21 protein-coding genes are annotated in these 23,045 nt (G+C 44.1%); 13 read left to right on the forward strand and 8 right to left on the reverse strand.

The genetic code is table 11. The annotated features are described in order from the left end of the window. Positions 1-199 precede the first annotated feature (199 nt). The 10 genes from glyA to SWOO_RS07080 all read left to right on the forward strand — a co-directional run bounded on the left by glyA (position 200) and on the right by SWOO_RS07080 (position 9,605). Entirely contained in the window at positions 200-1,456 is a 1,257-nt protein-coding gene (gene glyA, locus SWOO_RS07035; protein ID WP_012324018.1) for a serine hydroxymethyltransferase, read from the forward strand. A gap of 149 nt (positions 1,457-1,605) precedes the next feature. Next, complete coding sequence (nrdR, locus tag SWOO_RS07040; RefSeq protein ID WP_012324019.1) at positions 1,606-2,055, forward strand: transcriptional regulator NrdR; 450 nt, start codon at positions 1,606-1,608, stop codon at positions 2,053-2,055. Positions 2,056-2,078: 23 nt separating this feature from the next. Then, positions 2,079-3,218 (forward strand): bifunctional diaminohydroxyphosphoribosylaminopyrimidine deaminase/5-amino-6-(5-phosphoribosylamino)uracil reductase RibD, encoded by a 1,140-nt coding sequence (gene ribD / locus SWOO_RS07045; RefSeq protein WP_012324020.1) that lies wholly within the window; start codon positions 2,079-2,081, stop codon positions 3,216-3,218. 3 nt (positions 3,219-3,221) lie between these two features. After that, positions 3,222-3,884 carry a riboflavin synthase gene (locus SWOO_RS07050; protein ID WP_012324021.1) on the forward strand — a complete coding sequence of 221 codons (663 nt, stop codon included), beginning with the start codon at positions 3,222-3,224 and terminating at the stop codon, positions 3,882-3,884. A gap of 71 nt (positions 3,885-3,955) precedes the next feature. Further along, positions 3,956-5,059 carry a bifunctional 3,4-dihydroxy-2-butanone-4-phosphate synthase/GTP cyclohydrolase II gene (gene ribBA / locus SWOO_RS07055; protein ID WP_012324022.1) on the forward strand — a complete coding sequence of 368 codons (1,104 nt, stop codon included), beginning with the start codon at positions 3,956-3,958 and terminating at the stop codon, positions 5,057-5,059. 109 nt (positions 5,060-5,168) lie between these two features. Then, on the forward strand, positions 5,169-5,651 hold the full coding sequence (ribH, locus tag SWOO_RS07060) for a 6,7-dimethyl-8-ribityllumazine synthase (RefSeq protein WP_012324023.1): 483 nt from the start codon (positions 5,169-5,171) through the stop codon (positions 5,649-5,651). Between the two features lie 8 nt (positions 5,652-5,659). Continuing rightward, a complete protein-coding gene (gene nusB / locus SWOO_RS07065) occupies positions 5,660-6,064 on the forward strand; it encodes a transcription antitermination factor NusB (protein WP_012324024.1) in 405 nt (134 codons plus the stop codon). A 133-nt stretch (positions 6,065-6,197) separates the two neighbouring features. After that, a complete protein-coding gene (gene thiL / locus SWOO_RS07070; protein ID WP_012324025.1) occupies positions 6,198-7,157 on the forward strand; it encodes a thiamine-phosphate kinase in 960 nt (319 codons plus the stop codon). Further along, positions 7,157-7,651 (forward strand): phosphatidylglycerophosphatase A family protein, encoded by a 495-nt coding sequence (locus SWOO_RS07075; protein WP_012324026.1) that lies wholly within the window; start codon positions 7,157-7,159, stop codon positions 7,649-7,651. The genes thiL and SWOO_RS07075 overlap by 1 nt, the downstream gene beginning before the upstream one ends. A gap of 460 nt (positions 7,652-8,111) precedes the next feature. Further along, entirely contained in the window at positions 8,112-9,605 is a 1,494-nt protein-coding gene (locus tag SWOO_RS07080) for a hypothetical protein (RefSeq protein ID WP_012324027.1), read from the forward strand. Between the two features lie 339 nt (positions 9,606-9,944). Here the strand turns inward: SWOO_RS07080 and dmpG are convergent, their stop codons facing one another. The 3 genes from dmpG to SWOO_RS07095 are packed head-to-tail and all read right to left on the reverse strand — an operon-like array spanning position 9,945 to position 12,770. After that, a complete protein-coding gene (dmpG, locus tag SWOO_RS07085; RefSeq protein WP_012324028.1) occupies positions 9,945-10,964 on the reverse strand; it encodes a 4-hydroxy-2-oxovalerate aldolase in 1,020 nt (339 codons plus the stop codon). Positions 10,965-10,987: 23 nt separating this feature from the next. Beyond that, complete coding sequence (locus SWOO_RS07090) at positions 10,988-11,935, reverse strand: acetaldehyde dehydrogenase (acetylating) (RefSeq protein WP_407636067.1); 948 nt, start codon at positions 11,933-11,935, stop codon at positions 10,988-10,990. Positions 11,936-11,978: 43 nt separating this feature from the next. Continuing rightward, complete coding sequence (locus tag SWOO_RS07095; RefSeq protein WP_012324030.1) at positions 11,979-12,770, reverse strand: fumarylacetoacetate hydrolase family protein; 792 nt, start codon at positions 12,768-12,770, stop codon at positions 11,979-11,981. Positions 12,771-13,002: 232 nt separating this feature from the next. Here SWOO_RS07095 and SWOO_RS07100 point away from each other — a divergent pair, with 232 nt between their 5' ends. Then, entirely contained in the window at positions 13,003-13,929 is a 927-nt protein-coding gene (locus SWOO_RS07100) for a LysR family transcriptional regulator (RefSeq protein ID WP_012324031.1), read from the forward strand. 280 nt (positions 13,930-14,209) lie between these two features. After that, positions 14,210-17,539: a S8 family serine peptidase gene (locus SWOO_RS25450; protein WP_012324032.1), complete on the forward strand. Its 3,330-nt coding sequence runs from the start codon at positions 14,210-14,212 to the stop codon at positions 17,537-17,539. Positions 17,540-17,824: 285 nt separating this feature from the next. Here the strand turns inward: SWOO_RS25450 and SWOO_RS25840 are convergent, their stop codons facing one another. The 5 genes from SWOO_RS25840 to SWOO_RS07130 all read right to left on the reverse strand — a co-directional run bounded on the left by SWOO_RS25840 (position 17,825) and on the right by SWOO_RS07130 (position 21,366). Then, on the reverse strand, positions 17,825-17,986 hold the full coding sequence (locus SWOO_RS25840; protein WP_195742866.1) for a hypothetical protein: 162 nt from the start codon (positions 17,984-17,986) through the stop codon (positions 17,825-17,827). Between the two features lie 75 nt (positions 17,987-18,061). Next, positions 18,062-18,577 carry a DUF1697 domain-containing protein gene (locus tag SWOO_RS07115; protein WP_012324033.1) on the reverse strand — a complete coding sequence of 172 codons (516 nt, stop codon included), beginning with the start codon at positions 18,575-18,577 and terminating at the stop codon, positions 18,062-18,064. Between the two features lie 20 nt (positions 18,578-18,597). Then, positions 18,598-19,218: a LysE family translocator gene (locus tag SWOO_RS07120; protein WP_012324034.1), complete on the reverse strand. Its 621-nt coding sequence runs from the start codon at positions 19,216-19,218 to the stop codon at positions 18,598-18,600. Beyond that, positions 19,218-19,694 (reverse strand): HAD family hydrolase, encoded by a 477-nt coding sequence (locus SWOO_RS07125; RefSeq protein ID WP_012324035.1) that lies wholly within the window; start codon positions 19,692-19,694, stop codon positions 19,218-19,220. Before SWOO_RS07125 ends, SWOO_RS07120 begins: the two co-directional genes overlap by 1 nt. Positions 19,695-19,839: 145 nt before the next feature. After that, positions 19,840-21,366, reverse strand: coding sequence for a hypothetical protein (locus SWOO_RS07130; RefSeq protein WP_012324036.1), 1,527 nt, complete (start codon positions 21,364-21,366; stop codon positions 19,840-19,842). A 353-nt stretch (positions 21,367-21,719) separates the two neighbouring features. Here SWOO_RS07130 and SWOO_RS07135 point away from each other — a divergent pair, with 353 nt between their 5' ends. Further along, positions 21,720-22,937 (forward strand): fibronectin type III domain-containing protein, encoded by a 1,218-nt coding sequence (locus tag SWOO_RS07135; RefSeq protein ID WP_012324037.1) that lies wholly within the window; start codon positions 21,720-21,722, stop codon positions 22,935-22,937. Positions 22,938-23,045 lie beyond the last annotated feature (108 nt).

Here is a 23,045-nt window from a genome sequence, read left to right on the forward strand (position 1 = left end):
GCTATCAAACTAACGGTTTAAGGGATTTTTCTAGATAAAACAGCTTTAAATATCAGCGACAGTCTGGATTTGATGACCATGTGAGTCATGTTCATCATTAACTGTAGCTAATTTCATCTTTCAAATACTGTGATTGTGATCAAATGCGCTGTAGAATACCGCGCAACCCTACTATAAGTATTTACAGCTGGAGTAAGCAATGCTGAAAAAAGATATGAATATCGCGGACTTTGATCCACAACTGTTTCAAGCGATTCAAGATGAGACTCGTCGTCAAGAAGAGCACATCGAACTTATCGCTTCAGAAAATTACACCAGTCCACGTGTTCTGGAAGCTCAAGGTTCTCAGCTGACTAACAAGTACGCCGAAGGCTACCCTGGTAAGCGTTACTACGGCGGTTGTGAGCATGTTGATATTGCTGAAGAGTTAGCGATTTCTCGTGCTAAAGAGCTGTTTGGTGCTACCTATGCTAACGTTCAACCACACTCTGGTTCACAAGCAAACGCAGCTGTATTTATGGCGCTGCTTGAAGGCGGTGATACAGTACTAGGCATGAGCCTAGCTCATGGTGGTCACCTGACTCACGGCTCACACGTTAGCTTCTCTGGTAAGCTTTATAACTCTGTTCAATATGGTATTGACGAAACAACAGGTAAGATCGATTACGCTGAAGTTGAGCGTCTTGCTGTTGAGCATAAGCCAAAGATGATTATCGCAGGTTTCAGTGCTTACTCAGGTATCATTGATTGGGGCAAGTTCCGTGAGATTGCAGACAAAGTAGGTGCTTACCTGTTTGTTGATATGGCTCACGTAGCGGGTCTAATCGCAGCGGGTATCTATCCAAATCCGCTTCCACATGCCCATGTTGTGACAACCACAACTCATAAGACACTTGCAGGCCCTCGTGGTGGTCTAATTCTTTCTGCAATTGATGATGAAGCTATCTACAAGAAGCTGAACTCTGCCGTTTTCCCTGGTGGCCAAGGTGGTCCTTTAATGCATGTTATCGCTGCTAAAGCGGTTGCATTTAAAGAGGCGTTAGAGCCTGAGTTCACCGCTTACCAAGAGCAGGTTGTAGTTAATGCGCAGGCGATGGCTAAAACCTTTATCGAACGTGGCTATGATGTTGTGTCGGGCGGTACAGATAACCATCTGTTCTTGCTTGATTTAATCAGCAAAGATATCACAGGTAAAGATGCTGATGCAGCGCTAGGTCTTGCTAACATTACTGTTAACAAAAACTCAGTACCAAACGATCCGCGCTCACCATTTGTGACCTCAGGTCTGCGTATCGGTTCTCCAGCAATCACTCGCCGTGGCTTTAAAGAAGCGCAAGCGGTTGAACTGACTAATTGGATGTGTGATGTGCTAGATGACATTACTAACGAAGGAACAATTGAGCGTGTTAAGAACCAGGTTCTTGAATTGTGCGCTAAGTTCCCTGTTTACGGTTAACCTTAAGGGTTAAATCAGGTAAACTTCGGTGGCCGCTTTTATAGCGGCCATTTTTGTATCTGACGATTGTGATTGAGTCTTGGCTGACTTACCTTTAGAGTTTAGACTCTAACCGATCGTTTTTATTCTATTTTTCCGCTGGAGGCTCAATGCATTGTCCATTTTGCAGCGCAACTGATACTAAGGTGATCGATTCCCGTTTGGTGGCCGATGGTCATCAAGTCAGACGTCGTCGCGAGTGTGCTGAGTGTCATGAAAGATTTACTACCTTTGAAGGCGCTGAACTCGTTATGCCTCGGGTGGTAAAACAAGATGGTAGTCGTCAGCCTTTCGATGAAGAGAAGTTACGTGGCGGCATGCTTAGGGCTGTCGAGAAGCGTCCGGTTTCGATGGATCAAATCGAACAAGCTTTGACTAAAATTAAGTCAACGCTGCGTGGAACCGGAGAGCGAGAGATCAAGTCAGAGATGATAGGTAACTTGATGATGGAGCAGTTGGTGAATCTCGATAAGGTTGCCTATATCCGTTTTGCCTCTGTCTATCGTGCTTTTGAAGATGTTTCAGAGTTTGGCGATGCGATCGCTAAACTACAGAAATAGCAGGCTCAATTGAAGGTTACTCCATGAACTGGTCTGTAGAAGATATTGAGATGATGAGCCGCGCCATCAAACTGGCGCGCCAAGGTTTATATACCACGCAGCCAAACCCGTGTGTGGGTTGTGTGGTCACCAAAGATGGACAGATCCTCGGCGAAGGTTTCCATATCAAAGCGGGTGGCCCCCATGCTGAAGTGCATGCTCTGGCAATGGCAAATAGTGATTCCAATTTAGGGGCCAAAGGCGCAACAGCCTATGTTACCCTTGAGCCATGCAGCCATTATGGTCGTACACCACCCTGTGCTGAAGCCCTTATTCACAATAAGCTTGCTCGCGTTGTCGTTGCAGTTGAAGATCCCAATCCTCAGGTCTGTGGACGTGGTATTGCCATGCTCAGGGATGCTGGTATTCAAGTTGATGTTGGTTTACTTCAAGATGAAGCCTATAAGATCAATCCCGGCTTTATGAAGCGTATGGAGACTGGTCTACCTTGGGTGACGGTTAAACTGGCTTCGAGCTTAGATGGCAAAACGGCATTAGCCAATGGCGCTTCAAAATGGATCACAGGTCCAGAGGCTCGCCGTGATGTACAAAGACTTCGTGCCCGTCACTGCGCCTTGGTGACAGGTGTTGAGACCATCTTGGCTGATAATCCATCACTTAATGTTCGCCATAGCGAGTTGGGTTCATTAGCCGATAGGCATAGCGAAAGCGATCTACATCAACCACTTCGCGTCGTATTAGATAGCCGTGCTCGGGTGACATCAGACTTAGCCCTATTTGCGATTGAGTCGCCCATTCTTCTGGTCTCTTGTGATGATTATCCAGCTATAGAGCAGCAAAGCTGGCCGTCACATGTTAAGCAGGTAAAGTTGAACTGTGATGAGTCTGGGCGTGTGGATCTCAATGAGCTGTTTAAATATTTAGGAAAGCAGTGTAACTCAGTGCTTATTGAAGCGGGGGCAACTTTGGCAGGGAGTGTTATTGCCAAGGGCCATGGTGATGAGTTGGTGCTTTATCAGGCGCTGAAAATGTTAGGTTCAAGTGGACGTAATCTAATCACACTTCCTGAGTATACAGCCATGTCACAGATACCGGCTATCAAGCTTGTCGATGAACGTAAAGTCGGGGCTGATACCCGCTTAACTTTAGATATAAGGTCATAATTCATGTTTACCGGGATCATTGAATCAGTAGGTACACTGCGCAAAATTGAACGTCGTGGTGATGATATTCGCCTTACCGTAGCCAGTGGAAAGTTAGACTTAGGTGATGTTCGCCTCGGTGACAGTATTGCCACTAATGGCGTGTGTCTGACCGTTGTTGAGTGCATGAGTGATGGCTATGTGGCCGACATCTCAGCTGAAACGGTGAGTTTAACTGGTTTTGCTCACTATCAAGTTGGACGAAAGGTTAACCTTGAGAAAGCGGTAACGCCAACGACTCGTCTTGGTGGACATATGGTCAGCGGTCATGTCGATGGTATCGCATCGGTTGATGACAGACAGCTTCGCGGTAAAGCGATTGAGTTCTGGTTAACCGCGCCAGCCGAGTTAGCTAGGTATATCGCTCATAAAGGCTCTATCACTATCGATGGGGTCAGTTTGACCGTCAATGAAGTACAAGATAACCGCTTTAGATTGACCATAGTGCCCCATACTGCTGGTGAAACCACCTTAGTGGATATGAAGGCCGGTGATACGGTAAACCTTGAGGTTGATCTTATTGCCCGTCATCTGGAGCGTTTAATGAGTTATGCCGGCGATAAAGCACAAACACCTGAGTCGAACGTGACCATGGATCTGCTCGCTCGTTCAGGTTTTTTACGCTAGAAGATGGCGGTAAACTTAATACCGATTTACTTTAGTAAAATTACATTAGAATTAAACATTAAGGCCTTACAATGTCGTTACACAGTATAGAAGAGATCATCGAAGATATTCGCCTCGGTAAAATGGTTATCTTGATGGACGATGAAGATAGAGAGAATGAAGGCGATCTGATCATGGCGGCAGATATGGTTACCGCTGAAGCGATTAACTTTATGGCCAAGTTTGGTCGTGGTTTAATTTGTCAGACCTTAACTCAGGCGCGCTGTCAGCAGTTAAACCTGCCCTTGATGGTGAGTGACAATAATGCGCAGTTCTCTACCAATTTCACGGTTTCTATTGAAGCCGCAGAGGGGGTAACCACTGGTATTTCGGCGCAAGATCGCGCTGTGACAGTACTTGCGGCAGTAGGTAAAGATGCCAAGCCAAGTGATATTGTTCAGCCAGGTCACATCTTTCCATTAATGGCGAAAGAGGGCGGGGTACTTATCCGCGCAGGTCACACTGAAGCGGGTTGTGATTTAGCCCGTCTTGCTGGTTTTGAAGCCTCGTCGGTTATCGTTGAGATCCTCAATGATGATGGCACAATGGCTCGTCGTCCTGATCTGGAGATCTTCGCTAAAGAGCATGGTCTTAAGATGGGCACGATTGCAGACCTTATTGAGTATCGTAATACCAAAGAGACCAATGTGGTTCGTGAAGCTCAATGTAAGTTGCCAACCCGTTTTGGTGAGTTCGATATGTTGACCTTCAGAGACACTATCGATAACCAACTTCACTATGTATTGATTAAAGGCGAAGTGAAAGAGGATGGCTTAGTTCGAGTACATCTGCAAAACACCTTTAATGATCTACTTCACTCTGAGCGTGATCAAGAGCGCAGCTGGCCACTTGAGAAGGCGATGAAACGTATTGCTGATGAAGGTGGTGTACTAGTACTTCTTGGTCACCAAGAGCACAGCAGTGATATTCTAGCCAAAGTGAAAGCCTTTGAACTTGAAGATAAAGGTCAAGCGGTTGCGGCGGCTAAGTGGAAAGGAACCTCTAGCCAAGTGGGTGTGGGTTCTCAAATTTTAGCGAGTGTGGGCGTGACTAAGATGCGTCTGTTGAGCTCACCGAAGCGCTACCACTCTCTTTCAGGTTTCGGTTTAGAAGTGACAGAGTACATTTCTGAATAGAATTATATAAATTTATAAATAATTGCATGGGGAACCAGCGGCAGGCTGTGCTATCATACTGCCTCTTCCGTGCCCGTGCCGGTAAAATTAGCTAATTTAGGTAAGATAAATGAACGTAGTTCAAGGTAATATCGAGTCGAAAAATGCAAAGGTTGCTATCGTAGTATCACGTTTTAACAGCTTTGTTGTTGAAAGTTTACTTGAAGGTGCGGTCGATACACTGAAACGCTTTGGTCAGGTTGCTGATGAGAACATCACAGTAATACGTGTACCTGGAGCGGTAGAGTTACCCTTGGCTGCACGTCGTGTTGCTGCTAGCGGTAAATTTGATGGCATAATTGCACTAGGTGCAGTTATCCGTGGCGGTACGCCACACTTTGATTTTGTTGCAGGTGAATGTAACAAAGGTCTAGCTCAGGTTGCACTTGAGTTCGATCTTCCTGTTTCATTTGGCGTTTTGACTACCGATACCATAGAGCAAGCGATTGAACGCTCAGGTACTAAAGCGGGTAACAAGGGCGGTGAAGCTGCACTTGGTCTGCTTGAAATGGTCAACGTGCTGCAAGAACTAGAACAGCAGTTGCAAGATTAGGAATAGAGATGAAGCCTTCTGAGCGCCGCAAGGCCCGCCGTTTAGCCGTTCAAGCCATTTACTCTTGGCAGTTAAGTGGAAATAACATTGCTGATGTTGAGCATGAGTTTCTAACTGAGCAGAAGATTGATGGTATCGATGTAACTTACTTCCGTGAGCTACTATCGGGAACAGCGACAAAACAGGCTCAAATAGACGAGTTGATCACACCTCATATTGAGCGTCCTTATGATGAGGTCTCTCCTATAGAGAAAGCTGTGTTAAGACTGGCAACTTATGAGCTTACATTCCGTAAGGATGTACCTTATAAAGTGGCAATTAATGAGGCTATCGAACTAGCGAAAGCGTTCGGTGCCGAAGATGGCCATAAGTTCGTAAATGGTATTCTCGACAAGATTGTAGGTCGTAAGTAATACAACAGGCGGCATCTTTGGATGCCGTTTTTTTTGTCTTTCTTCCTCTATTTCAGTACTCAGGTAGCAGCAAATTTCATCTATACTTGGTCTTATTTTAGCTTTATTATCCAGCTAACGAGAGCTTATTCCTGTGAAAGAATTTCAATTAATCGAACACTTTTTTGCCAAGCAAGCTCAGTCACGCCGTGACGTTGAGCTAGGTATTGGTGACGACTGTGCTTTAGTGACACCCGCACTCAATAAATCCATCGCAATCTCCTGTGACACCTTAGTCGAGAATGTTCACTTCTATCCCGATATTCCTCCAAAAGCCTTAGGTTATAAATCACTGGCGGTTAATCTGTCTGATCTTGCTTCTATGGGCGCAGAGCCTGCTTGGATGACGTTAGCGCTGACATTGCCAGAAGTGGATGAGCAGTGGTTAACCAGTTACAGTGCTGGTCTATTTGAAGCTGCTGAGTATTACAATATTGCCCTTGTTGGCGGTGACACAACTCTTGGGCCGCGCTCCATCACAATTACAGTTAATGGGCAGGTACAAGCGGGCACAGGTTTAACACGAAGTGGTGCCAGAATTGGTGATTGGATCTACGTCACTGGCACGCTAGGCGATTCGGCTTTGGGGCTAGATCTTATTCGTGGTAACAGGGCGTCGAGTCCTGAAGATGCAGATTTTTTGATTAATCGTCACTACTACCCAACGCCACGAGTACTTGCAGGTCAAGCCCTTCGTACGCTGGCTTCAAGTGCTATCGATCTTTCCGATGGGTTACTGAGCGATATTCAGCATCTACTAAAACAGTCTGGTATTGGAGCCACTATCGATGTGGATCTCTTGCCACTGTCTGCTTCTCTTAAAAACTCTGTAACAGAGGAGGAAGCACTGAGTTATGCATTAACGGGGGGGGAAGATTATGAGCTGCTCTTTAGTGTTCCAGAAGCACAAAAAGGGGCACTTGAAATAGCTCTCGCAAATACCGGTGTTTCATTTGCTCAGATAGGCCAGATAAGCACAGGTGATAAGTTGAAACTACTTCGTGATGGTCAGCCTTACACCCCTATTAATATTGGATTTGAACATTTTTCCTGATGAACTTTCTTTCTAAAGATGAAGCCCTTAGTCGCTTATCCCTGACTAATCCTATCCATTTCTTAGCCTTAGGCTTTGGCTCTGGCATGATGGCAAAGGCTCCTGGCACCTTTGGTACCTTGGCGGCTATTCCTCTCTATCTATTAATGGCTCCACTAAGTATTCAGTGGTACTTAGGCTTAACTCTGCTAAGTGTGATTGCCGGTTTCTATATCTGTGATAAAGCCGCTAAAGATATGGGAGTGCACGATCACGGTGCCATCGTATGGGATGAAGTAGCGGGTTTGCTGATCACTATGATTGCAGCTCCTGCCGGTTGGCTTTGGTTAGTTATCGGTTTTGCCCTGTTCCGCTTTTTTGACATTATTAAGCCATGGCCGATCCGTTGGCTGGATGCCAAGGTCAAAGGTGGGTTTGGGATCATGATAGATGATGTGCTTGCTGGCATCTTCTCCTTAGCTTGTTTACAGGGATTAGCTTACTTTTTTGCTTAATGCCTTAAAAGCTGCTGTACTTTTTAGGGCCCTATAGAGGGCCCTTTATTTATACTTACTGATATTAGTACTATTCGTTTTCTCTCTTCCCCTCTTCCGCTTTAGTGCCTTTTTTGCTATTTATTTCACTTGTTCATTTTTTTTGCAATTATGTTAAAATATTTATCGCCCAGTTGATTTAACTGGTTTTTACTGTCTTTTTGGTTTTATGCTCTAAATCTTGGGTTGGGGAGGTGGCACTTTTCAGTTGTTATGTTGATTTTGGCTCGTCTTAACAAATTATCTTGTGTTGGTTTGGCTGCGAGGCTCGCAAAGTTAGGTGAGTTTATCGCTATTTTCCGAAGTATGTAGTTGGCTGGTTTTACCATTGGTATCAATAGCGAAACTATTTTCTACGCAAGTAGTCCGCATCTGTGAACAGCAGAATGTGAAAATAACAATAAATTAAAATGGTTATATAATGTATTACGACAGAGAAAATGTGCATTTTTACTCCCGCTTTTTAATCCGTTTAGCTTGGACTGTGGAAGTTATCGCAGTATTAATTGGCTTTACGATCTCAATTTTAATGGCTGTTTCAGCTTTTAAATCTATCTCTAACTTTGAAAATACAGATCTGATTGATAGTACCTCATCCATTGTTGTTGCAGGGTTACCTTTCCTGCTGGTTGCTGTGGTTGAGCTATGTAAAATCCCCCTCGTTTTTACCTTTATGAATGTGAAAAGCGTGCTTTGGCGCTCTATTTTTCTCTTCTTTGTGTTTTTTCTGAGTTTGATCACCTTTGAAACCATGTTGAATGGTTTTGAGCGTAACTTCTCAAACCTCAGTCGAGCCATCGACAATAGAAAAAATGAGATAGTGAATGTTGATACTCAAATAGAGCTGATTGAAAAGCGTAGGGATCATGTGCAGAAGTTTACTGAGGAGGAGCTGAATGCTGAGTTAGCTGCTCAAACAGAGCTTCTTGATACTGAACTTTCAGAAAACCTTTTTCAAGTTGAATTGGCTAAAAATAAGCAGTTAGCTTCAATCGATCATGGCTTTGAAGCTGGCCTTAGACAAGAGATAGATCGCTTGATGGCCATACGTGATGGTTACTATCGAGACTGGACTAAAGAGAAAGGCGTCATTGAAGATAGGTTTACCGCCACGATTGTTGGTAATGTGACTGGCAGTAAGGATGAGCGTACTCGCTTATTGGCTGAGTTAAATGCATTGAAAGCTGAGATGAAATCTGAAATGGACGATTCTAACTTCTTTACCGAAGCGGCTGTTGAGAAGAAGTATCGTGCACTTATCAGTGAAAAGGAGCGTCAACTAGGCACGATCACAACGGGCTATTTAGGTGGAAGCGCTCTTGAGAAACAGTCTCTTATGGAGAACCAACTTCGTCAGCAGATTGAGTTTGTGAACAGTAAATACCAGCGCAGAGTCAATGATGTAAATGAGCGTATTGATGCGAAAAAGAAAGAGATTGGCGATCGTTATGCTAAAAATTCTCGGGTTAGAAACGCCATCATTAACCGCGCTAAAAATGAGAAAAATAACTTCTTTAGTATGACAGAGACTGCGAAAGGTGAAGTGGCGCTCTATGAAGAGGGTAAGCGTATTGAGCTTGAGGATATCTCTCAACGTGTATTTAAATACGATGAACAGATCTTCGAGTTACGTAACGAGCAACGTTTGCTAAATACACAGATAAGTCACCTGATTAACCAAAACCAAGTCTATCGTCTAGCCATGTACGCTTATGGTAAAAAAGATGCCAGTGAGGTCGATCGTCATATGGTGGGTGTGGTGGCACTGTTCTGGTTTGGCTCATTAGCCTTAATTGCTGCAGTAACTGGTGTGATGTTAGCACTGGCAAGTTTTTATCTAAGACGCTTTGCGGTTGAGATGGATGAGAAGCAAAGAAAACAGCCTCAACTGTTTGAGACTCCTGAAGATATTTAATACTGATTGGTGTAATACTGCTTAATCGTGAGTTAAAAGAGCCAGAAGGTTAACCTCTGGCTCTTTTATTTATACCAATCAGTATAAGAAGTTGATCTACTCAGAGTGTCTTTTGGCAAACTAATTCAAGGCGAATGGATGATAGAATGGTTGTTCCCTTATGAGTACATTCAACGCAGAAGTAGGCAGCCAAAAACACTCCCTACAGGCGAGTTTTAGCGGTTCTGATGCTGTGTTAACGAGCTAAACCGTAGAATAACTATGCTCTTCACTCGTTGCCTTGCCTCAGGACCGCTAAACTCTCGCTGAGCGATCAAATCTTTATACTGATTGGTATTACTAGCGGCTCTTGGCTAGATTAATGGCCACATCTTCAATCATATCTTCCTGACCACCAACGGTTTTCATCTGCCCCAGTTTTAGTAAAATAGCTTCACTGGGAACACCATATTTTTCTGCAGCCCTTTTGGCGTGAAGCAAGAAGGAGGAGTAAACTCCTGCATAGCCTAGTACTAAGGAGTCGCGGTCGACTCGGATCGCTTGATCCATCATGGGGACCACTATCTCCTCAGCCGCCGCCATCAATTTAAACACATCGACATCGGTGCTTGCGCCCATGCGAGTAGCGACAGCGTTAAATACTTCAAGAGGCGTGTTGCCTGCTCCTGCACCGAGCCCCGCTGCCGAACCATCGATACGTTCAGCACCTGCTTCGACTGCGGTGAGTGAGTTAGCCACACCCAGTGCTAAGTTGTGGTGACCGTGAAAGCCAATTTGAGTGTCAGGCTTTAAGCCATCACGCAGTACACTGATACGCTCAAACACATCATCTTGCAGCATATATCCAGCTGAATCGGTACAGTAGATACAGTTTGCACCGTAACTTTCCATCAACTTGGCTTGCTCTAGCAGGGCTTTTGGTTCAAGCATATGGGCCATCATCAAAAAGCCCACCGTGTCTAAACCCAGTTGACGTGAGAGTGAAATATGTTGCTCAGTCACATCCGCTTCTGTGCATTGTGCTGCAACACGTATCGTGCTGACGCCTAACTCGTGAGCCATTCGAAGGTGATCGACAGTGCCAATTCCTGGCAGCAGCAGGGCTGATATCTTGGCCTGTTTCATTAAAGGGATCACGGTGGAGAGATACTCTTCATCGCTGTGGGCGGCAAATCCATAATTCACTGAGTTACCGCCCAAACCATCGCCGTGGGTGACCTCTATGAGCGGCACTCCTGCATCATCAAGGGCTGTGGCCAGTTGAGTCATCTCAGCCAAACTTATTTGATGACGCTTTGCATGCATACCATCCCGTAAACACATATCGTGAAGGATGATTTTTTTATTACTGATATTCATGTTTGATCCTTTTCGATATCTATTTAGTGGTGGCTATCTTTGACGCTCATGTTTGAGCGTAAGTTACGGGCTAACATCTCACCTGTGCAGAGGGCTGCTGAGGTCATAATATCCAGATTACCCGCGTATTCAGGTAAATAGTCCCCAAGGCCTGCGACCTCAAGAAATACCGATACCCGGTTACCATCAAATACAGGACCATTTTTCAGTCGATAACCAGGAACATACTCTTGAACCTGTTCAATCATAGAGAGCACTGATGCAGTGATCGCTTCAACGTCAGGTTCATCCTGAGTCAAGCAGTGAACGGTGTCGCGCATCATAAGTGGTGGTTCAGCGGGGTTCATGACGATAATGGCTTTACCTTGGCGAGCCCCGCCTATCTGCTCGATGGCATCAGCAGTTGTTCGGGTAAACTCATCAATATTTTTGCGTGTACCCGGGCCTGCTGATTTTGAAGCTATGGTGGCGACTATTTCACCGTAGTCGACGCTTTGAACGCGACTTATGGCAGCGATAATGGGAATGGTCGCCTGACCACCACAGGTCACCATATTTAAGTTACCCGATATTGAACCATCGTTTATTTGAGTTTGGTTCTCGGTTTGTGAAAGTAAGCTCTCGAGATTAACTGGCGGAATACAGTAGGGACCAATAGCGGCAGGGGTGAGATCGATAACCTTCACTCCCTTACTTTGCAGTTTGCGGTTATTCTCTTCATGGACATAAGCTGAGGTGGCATCAAAGGCTATCTGAATATTATCTGCTTCAATATGAGTTAGTAGCTCATCTATACCTAAGTGGGTGGTTTTTAGCCCGAGCGCCTTAGCGCGTTTAAGACCGTCAGAGTTTTCATCTATTCCCACCATCCAGACTGGATTTAGCGTACTGCTTCTAAGGGCTTTTATCATCAGATCTGTGCCGATATTGCCTGAGCCAATCAGGGCGATATTGATTTTTTTATTCACCATTTTATGATTTCTCATCTTGTAGGTACAAAGTAGGTTGTCTTATTTAGGTTGTGATAAAGCGATAACTGGCGGTGCCAATTCCCTCGATTTCAACACTCATATCATCATCCGCCTGACAGGGGAGCATGGCTGCAAGTGAGCCCGATAAGATAATGTCGCCTGCATTGAGACTGATGCCATAATCGCCCAATGTGTTGGCAAGCCAGGCAACACAATTTAATGGAGAGCCTAGTGCTGCAGAGCCTTGTCCTGTGGCGACCACCTCTCCTCGGTTTTTTATCACCATTTGGCAGTTTTCAAAATCCACATCCTGAGGTGATACACGCTCATCACCCATGACAAAGATGCCGCAAGAGGCATTATCTGCAACAGTGTCTTCTATCTTGATTTTCCAATCTTTGACTCGAGAATCTACAATCTCAAAGCAGGCCGCGACACTTTCGGTGGCATCGATGACATCTTGTGGTGTCACATTTGGCCCTTTAAGATCGGCCTTTAAGATAAAGGCGATCTCTCCTTCGGATTTGGCTTGAATGAGAGGTGAATTGAAGGGGATCTCACTGCCTGACTCAAACATCATGGCATCGGTGAGAAAGCCAAAATCGGGTTGATGAACTCCTAGCATCTCTTGAACCACTTTACTGGTGAGTCCTATTTTTTTACCGACAACGCGCTCGCCATCATTGAGCCTATGCTGTAGAAAACACTGTGAGACTTGATAAGCATCATCTAAGGTCAGTTGTGGCTCACGTTCGGTGAGCGGTGGTAACATCTCTTGATTACGTAATGCCCGGTATAACTCCAATCCTAGCTGCTCTATTTCTGCTGGCTTCATCCTATTTTCCTTCAATGGGGGCATCTTTTATTAGTATCATCTTAGCTCTTTGTAAGAAAAGGAGAGATGATTACCTACAGGTTAAGCTAATAAACTTAACCTTGATAAAGCCACTCTACTTGATTATGTTCTATAACAATAATTGAATAATATTCTTAAAATAATTCATTTTTTGAATGAGTTTACTTAAGTTTTACTGATTTAGTTTTGACAGATAGGCAGCGAGAACATAATGGATATCACTAAAACCCAACTTAATATCAATCACCTGAAGATGATATGCACTATCGCTAAGTCTGAGACGGTTAAAGAGGCTGCTGAGTCTCTGTTTATCACCCAACCGGCACTCACTAACCGTATTCGAGAAGCCGAACGCCGCCTTAATACCAGTTTGTTTGTTCGCAGAGGACGTAAGCTCATTATCTCCAATGCTGGAAAGCGCCTGCTGCATTCTGCTAAGAAAATTTTAGAGGAGTTGGGACGAGCAGAATATGATATCGCGCGATTATCCGATGGTGTCGAGCAAGTGTTGAGGATAGGGCTGCCCCATTATGCTTCATTTAAATGGTTACCTGCAGTCACTAGTTACTTTGCTAAGGAGCTGCCAAATATTGAGCTGGAGATCACCGCTGCTGCTGCGAAACGTCCATTGAATGCGCTGTTTAATGGGGATGTAGATATCGCTATGATCTCAAGCTCTCAGCAGAAACTCTCACTAGATGAGAACCTCTACGAGTCCAGTTTTCTGTTGCAAGATGAGCTGATGGCTTGTCTCTCAAAAGATCATAAGAAGGCTGAACGAAATCATCTAGTTGCAGAAGATTTTATTGATGAAACCTATATCACTAACTCGACCATTCCGGAGAAGGACAGGGAGTATGAACTCTTCTTTCAGCCGGAAAATGTTTTGCCAAGAAAGGTTCTGCAAGTTGGATTTAATGAAGCCATCCTTGAGCTCACCAAGGTCAACCTAGGTGTGACTATTATGTCGAAACATCTGGTCAGCCCCTATTTAGAAAATGGCATGATTAGAACGGTGCCGTTAGGGGAGCAGGGATTAAAAATTTACTGGCACCTTGTGTACCTCAAACAGGGAAAAATAGCTAAACCTGCTAAGGTGCTAACCACGATTTTAAAGCAGTATGCTAATGAGAGTTAACTAACCTTCAAGTTTAAGTGGTTATTCATTTCTTCTTACTCCGATTAAAATAAATTCTTATTTTACAGTTAATTAAAACTCATTTTCATTAATAGATTCTTAATTTTGAGAAGAGATGGATTAGCTGGTTTACAAGGCCTTTTTGTTTAGATTTTAGCCTCTGTTGCATAATTGTTACTCATGGTTTATACAGGTTGTTCACTTTATCTCCAGGGTAGGAGAGTAGTTAAAGTTAATAAAAAATATTTATAACAATAAATACAGGAAAGGAAATCTTACTATGTCCCACCTACGTATGAAATTACTCTGTATATCAGTGACAATGGCGATGGGTTCTGTGCATGCTGCAGAGCTTAGCGTGGACACGCAAAATCAACCTGTGCTCAAGAGCAGTTTAGCGAGTAAAGGAAAGTTAAATAAAACAAGCACTGCCACGGGCAATAATGTTTATATTGTCGAATTTACCGCTCCCCCTTTAGCAACCTATAACGGTGGTATTAGAGGCTATAAAGCAACCAGTAATAAAATGACCGGTGCAAATAAGCTTAATACTAAGAGCAAAGAGAGTAAGGCTTACCGTAAATACCTTAAAAAGAATCAGCAGAAATTTGTTGCTGATTTAGGTGCGCAAAACAAGGTCAAATTTGACTATCAATATGTGTTTAATGGTGTTGCACTTGAGATGTCAGCTGCCGAAGCTAAAGAGCTTGAGTCTAACCCTGATGTTAAACGCGTTTATCTGGAGCATATCGAAACCCCAGATACAGATTCTGGGCCTAAATGGATTAATGCTGACTCTATCTGGGGTGGCACGCCGAATAATGTTCCTCACTCTCAAGGTGAAGGGATAGTCGTTGCTGTGCTAGATACCGGGATCAACCATGGTAACGCTTCATTTTCGGATGTTGGCGGCGATGGTTACGACCATACTAACCCGCTGGGCTCTGGTAACTACTTGCCTGGAAGCTATTGTGATACCCAAGATGCCAGTTTCTGTAACGATAAACTAATAGGTGCTTGGTCATTTGTTCCCTTAGATAGTAATTACCCAGTTCCTGAAGATAGCGACGGACATGGCTCTCATACAGCCAGTACAGTTGCGGGTAATGTTAACCCTATCGCTTCTGTTGATGCACCCACAACATCGTTAACTCGTAATGTTTCTGGTGTCGCTCCCCATGCTAATATTATCGCTTATGATGTATGTACCGCAGGCTGTCCTGGCTCTGCACTTTTGGCAGCAATTAACCAAGTTGTGGTTGATGCGGCTAATCTTCCCGATGGCATACATGCATTGAACTACTCTATTTCTGGTGGAAGCAGCCCCTATACCGATGCGGTTGAGATAGGCTTTTTGAATGCAACAGCAGCGGGTATCTATGTTGCAGCATCTGCGGGTAACAGTGGCCCAGGTGCATCGACTTTAGGTCATCAATCACCTTGGGTATCAACCACAGGTGCGAGTACTCATAATCGAAGCTTAGTGAATACACTGCTCGATATGGACAGTGATCAGGGACCACTAGCTGATATCTCTAGTGTTGGTTTTACAGCGGGCTATGGACCTGCATCGATTGTCTATGCTGGCGATCATCCGACAGCCAATGGCAGTCAAAATGATAGTAATCCAGCTCAATGTCTTGATCCTTTCCCAGCAGGGCACTTTAATGGCGAGATAGTGGTGTGTGATCGAGGCGCTATTGCTCGTACGGCTAAAGGTCAAAATGTTTTAGCAGGTGGCGCAGGTGGATTTGTATTAGCAAACCTAGCATCTAATGGAGAGAGTGTTTCAGGTGATGCACACTATTTACCTGCACTGCACTTAGGTGTGACTGCAGCCGACACGCTTAAAGCTTGGTTAGCGTCAAACACCAATACTGTTGCGTCCATCTCTGGTTATGAGGTGGTACTGGATGACAGTTTAGGTGATATTATGGCTGGCTTTAGTTCACGTGGACCTAATACCGCACTGGATATTATCAAGCCTGATCTTACCGCCCCTGGAGTGGATATTCTGGCGGCATTGAGTACTTCAGATCTATCGCAACCTGATGTGTATGGATTCTTAAGTGGAACCTCTATGTCTAGCCCGCATAACGCAGGCGCCGGTGCCATTGTCTCTGCAGCGCAGCCTGCATGGTCACCCTATGCAGTTAGATCTGCCATGATGATGACAAGTGTTAATACCAGTGTTCTGAAAGAGGATGGTGTAACACCTGCAGATCCTTTTGACATGGGAGCTGGGCGTATTGACCTTGCTCGCGCAATAGAAGTTGATCTGATATTGGATGAAACACCACTTAATTTCTGGAATGCGAACCCTGAAACCGGTGGCGATCCTAAGACATTAAACATCGCAAGTATGCAAGATGGTAAATGTGTGGGGAGCTGTGAGTGGACTCGTACCTTCACAAATACAGCGAAACATACGGTCCATGTTGATTTGAGTACCAGTGGTGGAGACGCGAGTTACTCTGTGTCGCCTTCTAGATTAAAGATTAAGGGTGGAAAAACGGGTAGCTTTACCGTCAGCGTAGATAGTAGTTTGGCCAGTGGCTGGGACTTTGGTCAGGTAGATATTGCTCGTCGAGGCGATGGGCCTGACATGCATATGCCGATTGCGATCAATGCCGTTACGAGTACAGATGCAGCAGTGTTTACTAAAACCGTGGATAAAGCCGATGCCAGTAATGGTGACACTTTGACTTATGGTATTAACATCACCAATGGTCAATTAGGTGGTAATATTGACTTAAGCGATTCGCTACCTGCTGGAGTCACTGCAATAGCGGGTTCTGAAACTGCGACAATTGTTGATGGTACCAGTATCTCAGCCTTTAGCTTAAACGGTAACAGCGCCAGTTGGACGGGTACTCTTGATATTGGCTCAATAGCAGTGACGCCTTCGGCATCACCTTTTGGATTGTTTCCTTTGGCTAATCTAGGTATTTCTCCATTAGGCTGTCCATCAGATTGTGATGATGGTGCCTTTAGCTTCAATGTGCCAGCGTTCCAATATAATGGCCAAATGTATACCCAGATGACCATGTCGGTGAACGGAACATTGGAGGTAGGCTCAGCGAGTGGTAATGCTGCTTCTGCATCAATTAATAAGCTACCTAATGCCACTCCGCCTAATAACTTGTTGGCTCCTTTCTGGTCTGACTTGAATATGAACGATGGCGGTAACATGTATGTAGGTGTCCTCAATGCTGGTCCAAATCAGTTCACTGTCTACGAGTGGAACAGTCTTCCTCTCTATGGAAGCAGTAACGCTGAGCAGTACACATTCCAAGTATGGGTGTTAAATGGAAGTGCTGGAGGGATCTGGTTTACCTATGGTGGGTTAGGAGATCTTTCTTATGCTTCTGTGGGAGCAGAGAATGAAGATGGCAGTACAGGTTCATCTTATTATTTCTCAGGTGATGGTTCAGGTATAGCGCCAGGAGCCGATCTGGCTGTGAGCTCGGTACAGGGCGGTTCTGCTCACTTTACTTTCCAAGCAGAAGTGACAGGCTGTAGCGCTGGTGAGGGGATTGTTAATCAGGCTGACATTTATGCCGATGATAATGCTCATGAGAAAGCGATTGCAGTGACTAGGTGTAACTAGCAACTCGATGGGATAACCAGTTACTATTTGATAAAAGGGCTCTTAGAGCCCTTTTTTATATCTCTTCAGTCTTTGTTGAGAAAGTTTTACGATAATGGAAGAGCGACCATATGAACATTAATGGTGCTAATATTAACGCCATCATATTTTCATTTAGAGTAAACTGGCCATGGATAAGCTCAGATATGGTATAGATAAGCTCAATTACCCAACTCCACATTGATACAACAAAAGCCCCCTTTTGATACATAAACAGCCCGCCATAGAGACGTGCCAACCCTAGAGCTAAAACAGGATCCCAACAAGTCTGGGATAGGCGCCGCCTGCACTATCAATATCGAATTGAGGAAGCGCACTGAGCAGTAACGCGGGGTGTGTTTGGAATAAGATAAACATAGTGACATCGACGACAAAAAAGAAAAACAGCGCGTACTTAAGGGGTTTCATGGGGGCTCTCCAGAGGAAACGTTGTTTAGCTCTTGCTTAAGTTAACTGCTTTATCTGGCTTTGCAATCAGGCTTACTATTTGTCCATCATTTCGTTGAGTTTATTAATTGTATTTAGGTTTCGCCCTGTTGCCCTAACGCCTAAGCAAGACTCAATATTGGCAACCAGTTTAGAGCGACCGATACCATCAGGGGCATGTAGATAGAAGATTTTATCGAGCAGTTCAAAGCGTTCAGTTTGAGATGCTAAAGCTAATATTTTTGTCGTATCAGCTTTAGGACTATCTTTACAAAAGTAGAAATGGATAAACTTATTTTCACCCTTTTGAAAGGGGCAGTTTGAGATAGCAAGTTTAAACTCATCTTTAGTAAGAACAAGGGTTTCAGGAGTAAAGCCAAAGTGTGTTTGAATTAATTCACAGATCTTTTTCTCTGGGTGCTCATGGCCAGTCAAGAGTAGATTGCCGCTTTGAATGTAGGTGGTGACGTTATTAAAGCCATTATTTTCCAAAAGCGCCTTAAGTTCCTTCATTGGCAGTAAGTTTTTTCCACCAACATTGACTCCTCTAAGTAAGATGGTATATCTGTTCATAAATGTCTAGATCCCTTTGATTAACTAAGTTGAATGATTATTTCGTTGATAACTGGTACCACAGACAAAACCAGTAACCCAGACATTGAATAGTTAAACCACCTCATATTTTGTTCGCTCTTGAGTAGCTTTTTTAGCATAGAGCCAAACAATAACCAGATCCCAACACAGGGAAAAGAGACCAAAAGAAAGGTCAGCGCTATGGTCAAGTTTTGACTATAGAAGTTTGACTCAAGAGTGGTGAATGCCGCAATAGCCCCTGTAGAAACGACCCAAGCTTTTGCATTGACCCACTGAAACAGTGCGCCTTTCATAAATGAGAGTGGTTTAGGTTGAGAGTTGGTTGTATTGGTATCCATTACCCCAGCTGACTTTGCAATGAGCCATGCTAAATAGAGCAGATAAAGAGTGCCTATGCATCTTATGATGAAGTGTAGCTGTGGAAATAGCTCAAACAGTTGTGCAAACCCAAAGCCAACCAAGAGTAACATGACTGTAAAACCAACACAGATCCCGCTGAGCAAAGGCAAACTTTTTTTAATGCCAAAGTTTACCCCTGAGGTCATCACTAAAATGTTATTAGGCCCTGGAGTCACTGAAGATGAGATGGCAAAAAGCATCACAGCGATCAAGTATTCCATTAAACTTGCTCCTGAATGTATAACTCTTTGAGAGAGTGGATCTGTTTTAAGCTTTTCTCATTTTTTAATCTATTTGGGTTAAACCAGATTGCATTTAATCCGGCTTGTTGCGCTGGAATTACATCCTTACTAATCGTATCGCCAACCATAATGGCTTGGCATGGTGTTAGGCCTAACTTTCTGATGATTCGTGTATAAAATTCTGTTGAGTCTTTTGAGATGCCTAAGTTTGCCTTACAAAAATAACCTGAGATATATTGAGCTAAATCCACACGTTCAAATGCCTGCCTGATGTCAGTCTCTGATGAGTCATCGGCGCCAGTGGCGATATAGATTTGGCTCTGTTTGGAGAGATAGCTTAGGGTCTCTTGCGCACCCTCTATGGTTTCAACCTGCTCCCAGTCGCACATTTTTCCTTGAGTATGTGGGAAGTCGACCATCAGAGTATCACCCCAATCAAATAGATAAACTTGCACTGTACCGCCTTGAAATAATTATAAAAAAGGAGCGATATGAAATCGCCCCATTTTTAGTTAGAAAGTTTAGCTAGAAAGCCTAGCTAGACAAAGTTAAGTTAGAAAGCGCTAAACTAAATAGGGCTAAACTTAGTTAGAGTAGCGTCTAAGAAGGGCAAGGCTCCCAGTTAATACCATCTGTACTGCATTCATAAACTCTAGTGTTATCCTCTTGCAGGGTTGCCCTTGTCCAGTTGTCATGACTGTCTTTGTCGACTTGGATATTGTCGAACCACATGCGTTTACGCCATAGCTCGGTATCGACTAATACCTCATCATCCCAACCTCTTGGTAGTAGGGACAGATGTTCGATAAGCTCGGCAGCGTTTAACTGTTCAGCTTTATCTTTGAAGTCTACCCAGTCAGGGAGGGAGTTAAATTCAGCCTGTGCTTCTCTGAAGAAAAAACGGGCAAAATAGCTCTTCCCCTCTTCTATAAAAGAGATTTTGTGATTACGTGAATATGGCGTACTAGCAATATGTACACAGCCATCGATAGTGTCAGAGTTGTCTTTGCTTGATGATGTGTTGCTCAGTTCAAAGGTAATGCCGCCTTGTTTAAAGCTAACCTTTTCAAATGAAGAGCAGCGGTAAGTCCCATCGGTATTATAGTAGGCATCTTCACGCGTGCTGAACTGACCTGCTAATGTTTGATCACCCCAAGGGGCATCAACACGGACTAAGTCAGTAAGCACAATATCAATACCTGACAGATCTGCAGTGAGTTTCACCTCTTCCAAATCGTAACCTGTTGCAGTAGAGATATATGTTGAACGGTACCAAGCCTGCTCGAAGCTAAAATCGTTATCTTTATCGCTATCTTGGTAGATAACCACACGGATCTCACGAGCATCAGGAAACTCTGCCTCTAACTTGCCTTTATGGGCGTAGGAGGCTTTAAGCCCTGTGACAATGGCCTGAGCAATATCATAGGCTTCACTATCTGCATCTGCGATAAAGTCAGCATAAATTTGCGCCTCAGAGAGGTTGTAATGATAAACAAGATTGTTCATCACCTCGCTGAGCTCCTGCACAAGCTCTGCTCGAAGCTGTGTATCTTGCTTCAAGTTCTCACAGCTTAAATTGGGGGTGTTAGTTTCTTTTAATTTTTCAGCTACCTGCTCCCAGAGCACTGTGGTCAAAGGGGAGATATTTTTAATATCATCATCGTTCAATGGTGTGATAGAGGGGGGGATCGACATTTGATAGGCTTCGGTTACCTCACCTAAGTCTTCATCAATAGCCCCAACAGGCACATCGACATACAAGGTGGCGTAAGGTACACAGTCGGCTTGCTCTTGAGTGAACTCAAATGCATAGTCTCCAGCAGCACCCGATAGGGTAGAAGGCTCACTACCTGTATCAAAAGTGCCATTGCCATTGATATCCAACCAGACCGTCGCGCCAGAGACATAACCATCTATTACCTTGCCCGACATTCCCACTGTTTCCGGTGGTGGTGGTGGTGGTGGTGGTGGTGGTGGTGGTGGTGGTGGTGGTGGTGGTGGTGGTGGTGGTGGCGGTGCTATCTCTACTTTCTCTTCAGGAGTGCTTGAACCACCGCCTCCTCCACAGGCTGCAAGTGCTAAAGCCAGCAAGACGCTGGTTAGCCATTGTTTCCAAAGCTTGTTCATGTAATATCCTTTTTACATTTCTAGGGCTCATAAATAGCCCTAATAACAAGTGCTATTAGCAATATACTTGTATGTTTATTATTAATATACCGATTTGAAAATCGGTTGAAGTATAAGTGGGATTGTTTTTTTAAAGTCATCACCACAATGAATTCATTCTACCTATGAGGAAAATGAAAACAAGATTAAATTTACCTATTGTTAACAAAGGTAACTTGGCCTATTTAACAACTTCTCCCTGTTTTTACCCAGCTTCCCCAGTTTTTCCCTTAGAAGTGCTTCATGCTTTATCCATTATGAATATACCTTGGAACTTCATTTTAAGAAGCAAGATATAAGCAAGGAGTAATAGCATGAGGGATATGTTCACTCGTAACCGTTGGCAAAGGGCTGTGGTATCAAAACTCAGTATTTTGATAGGAAGATGGATTGAATTAAGGGGGGCTGCACTCGTCTCATCGATATTATTGCTATTTTTTTGTGGCGGTGCCAATGCAGCGGGCGGTATTGGCTCTGTATGGGCAACGGCCAGTGACGATAGCTCAATATCGATAACCTGGAGCGTACCTAGTGGTGATTATGATCACGTAGGCAGTAACTATAAAGTGTGTTATCGAAAGACGCCGACGGTTAATGTTTGTGGTGTAGGTCCATATTATGAGGCTTCCAACAGCTATCACGCGACGGGATTGAGCTCTGGCACTGAATATAAGTTTAAGGTGTGGTGCTACTGTAAGAAGAGAAACTGGCGGGGAAAATGGAAAGATGCCAAATGGCGCAAGATAGGTACCTATAAGCAATCAACCTCTCCAGAGCCTGAGCCCGATGTGTTGGTAAGTAGCATCTCTGTGGTAGATGTTGCACCGGGGGCATCTAAATTCGAGGCATCTATTGATGTTGAGGTGACTTACACAAATCCAGCGGCATTTGAGTTTGTTCGAGTCTGCTATAAGAAGCTAGGGAATATGAGTTCGATGAACTCTATCTGCTCGAAAAGAGATCAGCCACCAATCTCATGGACTAGCTCTGATCATGGCCGCGGATGGCTTGATATTGCTCCAGCCCCTTCAGGAACAATATTTTCTTTCGGAAGTTTAAAGCAATGCCGTCAATATAAGGTGGTGTCATATGCTTTTTATGACGGTGTCGATACTGGTCTGAAATTAGGTGAAACCAATGTCCACACACCAGGTGATTGTAAAGCCAATAAGATGGCCGTGGTGATCGTCGATGACTATAGCGAAACGATATTGCATGAGTATGCGCAGATGATGTCCCACTACTATGATGAACATCTATTTCAGCATTTAGCGATGCAATATGATCAGGAACTTTTTACTGCTCAAAAGTTGATGATGGAAGAGCAGCGAGTCGATATTGTGCAACCTAAAGCCCTGATAGAATATCTGGTTAGCAGTGACTCTCAAGTGTGGGATCGTTGGCAGCAAGAGCGAAGCTTAGTTGAGCAAAGATTAACACTCGATGCCTATATGCAAGACAAGTATCCAGAGTTATACAGCGATATTCTCGATGACTTGAAAGAGCCAGAGCAACAAAGAGAGAAGCGTTAACTTATCCGATGTTAGATAGAGACTGAGTTAGGGGTAGAAAAGCCATCAATATCTATTGATGGCTTTTTTCATTTGAATACAAGGTTAAAGCTAACAACCATTGAGAGG

Origin of the sequence: Shewanella woodyi ATCC 51908, assembly GCF_000019525.1 — a bacterium.
GTDB lineage: Bacteria > Pseudomonadota > Gammaproteobacteria > Enterobacterales > Shewanellaceae > Shewanella > Shewanella woodyi.

Coding starts and splice junctions, on each gene's coding strand:
- SWOO_RS07080 (WP_012324027.1), top strand. CDS start 8,112: ATGTATTACGACAGAGAAAATGTGCATTTTTACTCCCGCTTTTTAATC.
- SWOO_RS07100 (WP_012324031.1), top strand. CDS start 13,003: ATGGATATCACTAAAACCCAACTTAATATCAATCACCTGAAGATGATA.
- ribH (WP_012324023.1), top strand. CDS start 5,169: ATGAACGTAGTTCAAGGTAATATCGAGTCGAAAAATGCAAAGGTTGCT.
- SWOO_RS07075 (WP_012324026.1), top strand. CDS start 7,157: ATGAACTTTCTTTCTAAAGATGAAGCCCTTAGTCGCTTATCCCTGACT.
- SWOO_RS07130 (WP_012324036.1), bottom strand. CDS start 21,366: ATGAACAAGCTTTGGAAACAATGGCTAACCAGCGTCTTGCTGGCTTTA.
- SWOO_RS07050 (WP_012324021.1), top strand. CDS start 3,222: ATGTTTACCGGGATCATTGAATCAGTAGGTACACTGCGCAAAATTGAA.
- glyA (WP_012324018.1), top strand. CDS start 200: ATGCTGAAAAAAGATATGAATATCGCGGACTTTGATCCACAACTGTTT.
- SWOO_RS07090 (WP_407636067.1), bottom strand. CDS start 11,935: ATGGTGAATAAAAAAATCAATATCGCCCTGATTGGCTCAGGCAATATC.
- nusB (WP_012324024.1), top strand. CDS start 5,660: ATGAAGCCTTCTGAGCGCCGCAAGGCCCGCCGTTTAGCCGTTCAAGCC.
- SWOO_RS07115 (WP_012324033.1), bottom strand. CDS start 18,577: ATGAACAGATATACCATCTTACTTAGAGGAGTCAATGTTGGTGGAAAA.
- SWOO_RS07120 (WP_012324034.1), bottom strand. CDS start 19,218: ATGGAATACTTGATCGCTGTGATGCTTTTTGCCATCTCATCTTCAGTG.
- ribBA (WP_012324022.1), top strand. CDS start 3,956: ATGTCGTTACACAGTATAGAAGAGATCATCGAAGATATTCGCCTCGGT.
- SWOO_RS07095 (WP_012324030.1), bottom strand. CDS start 12,770: ATGAAGCCAGCAGAAATAGAGCAGCTAGGATTGGAGTTATACCGGGCA.
- SWOO_RS07135 (WP_012324037.1), top strand. CDS start 21,720: ATGAGGGATATGTTCACTCGTAACCGTTGGCAAAGGGCTGTGGTATCA.
- ribD (WP_012324020.1), top strand. CDS start 2,079: ATGAACTGGTCTGTAGAAGATATTGAGATGATGAGCCGCGCCATCAAA.
- SWOO_RS25450 (WP_012324032.1), top strand. CDS start 14,210: ATGTCCCACCTACGTATGAAATTACTCTGTATATCAGTGACAATGGCG.
- dmpG (WP_012324028.1), bottom strand. CDS start 10,964: ATGAATATCAGTAATAAAAAAATCATCCTTCACGATATGTGTTTACGG.
- nrdR (WP_012324019.1), top strand. CDS start 1,606: ATGCATTGTCCATTTTGCAGCGCAACTGATACTAAGGTGATCGATTCC.
- SWOO_RS25840 (WP_195742866.1), bottom strand. CDS start 17,986: ATGAAACCCCTTAAGTACGCGCTGTTTTTCTTTTTTGTCGTCGATGTC.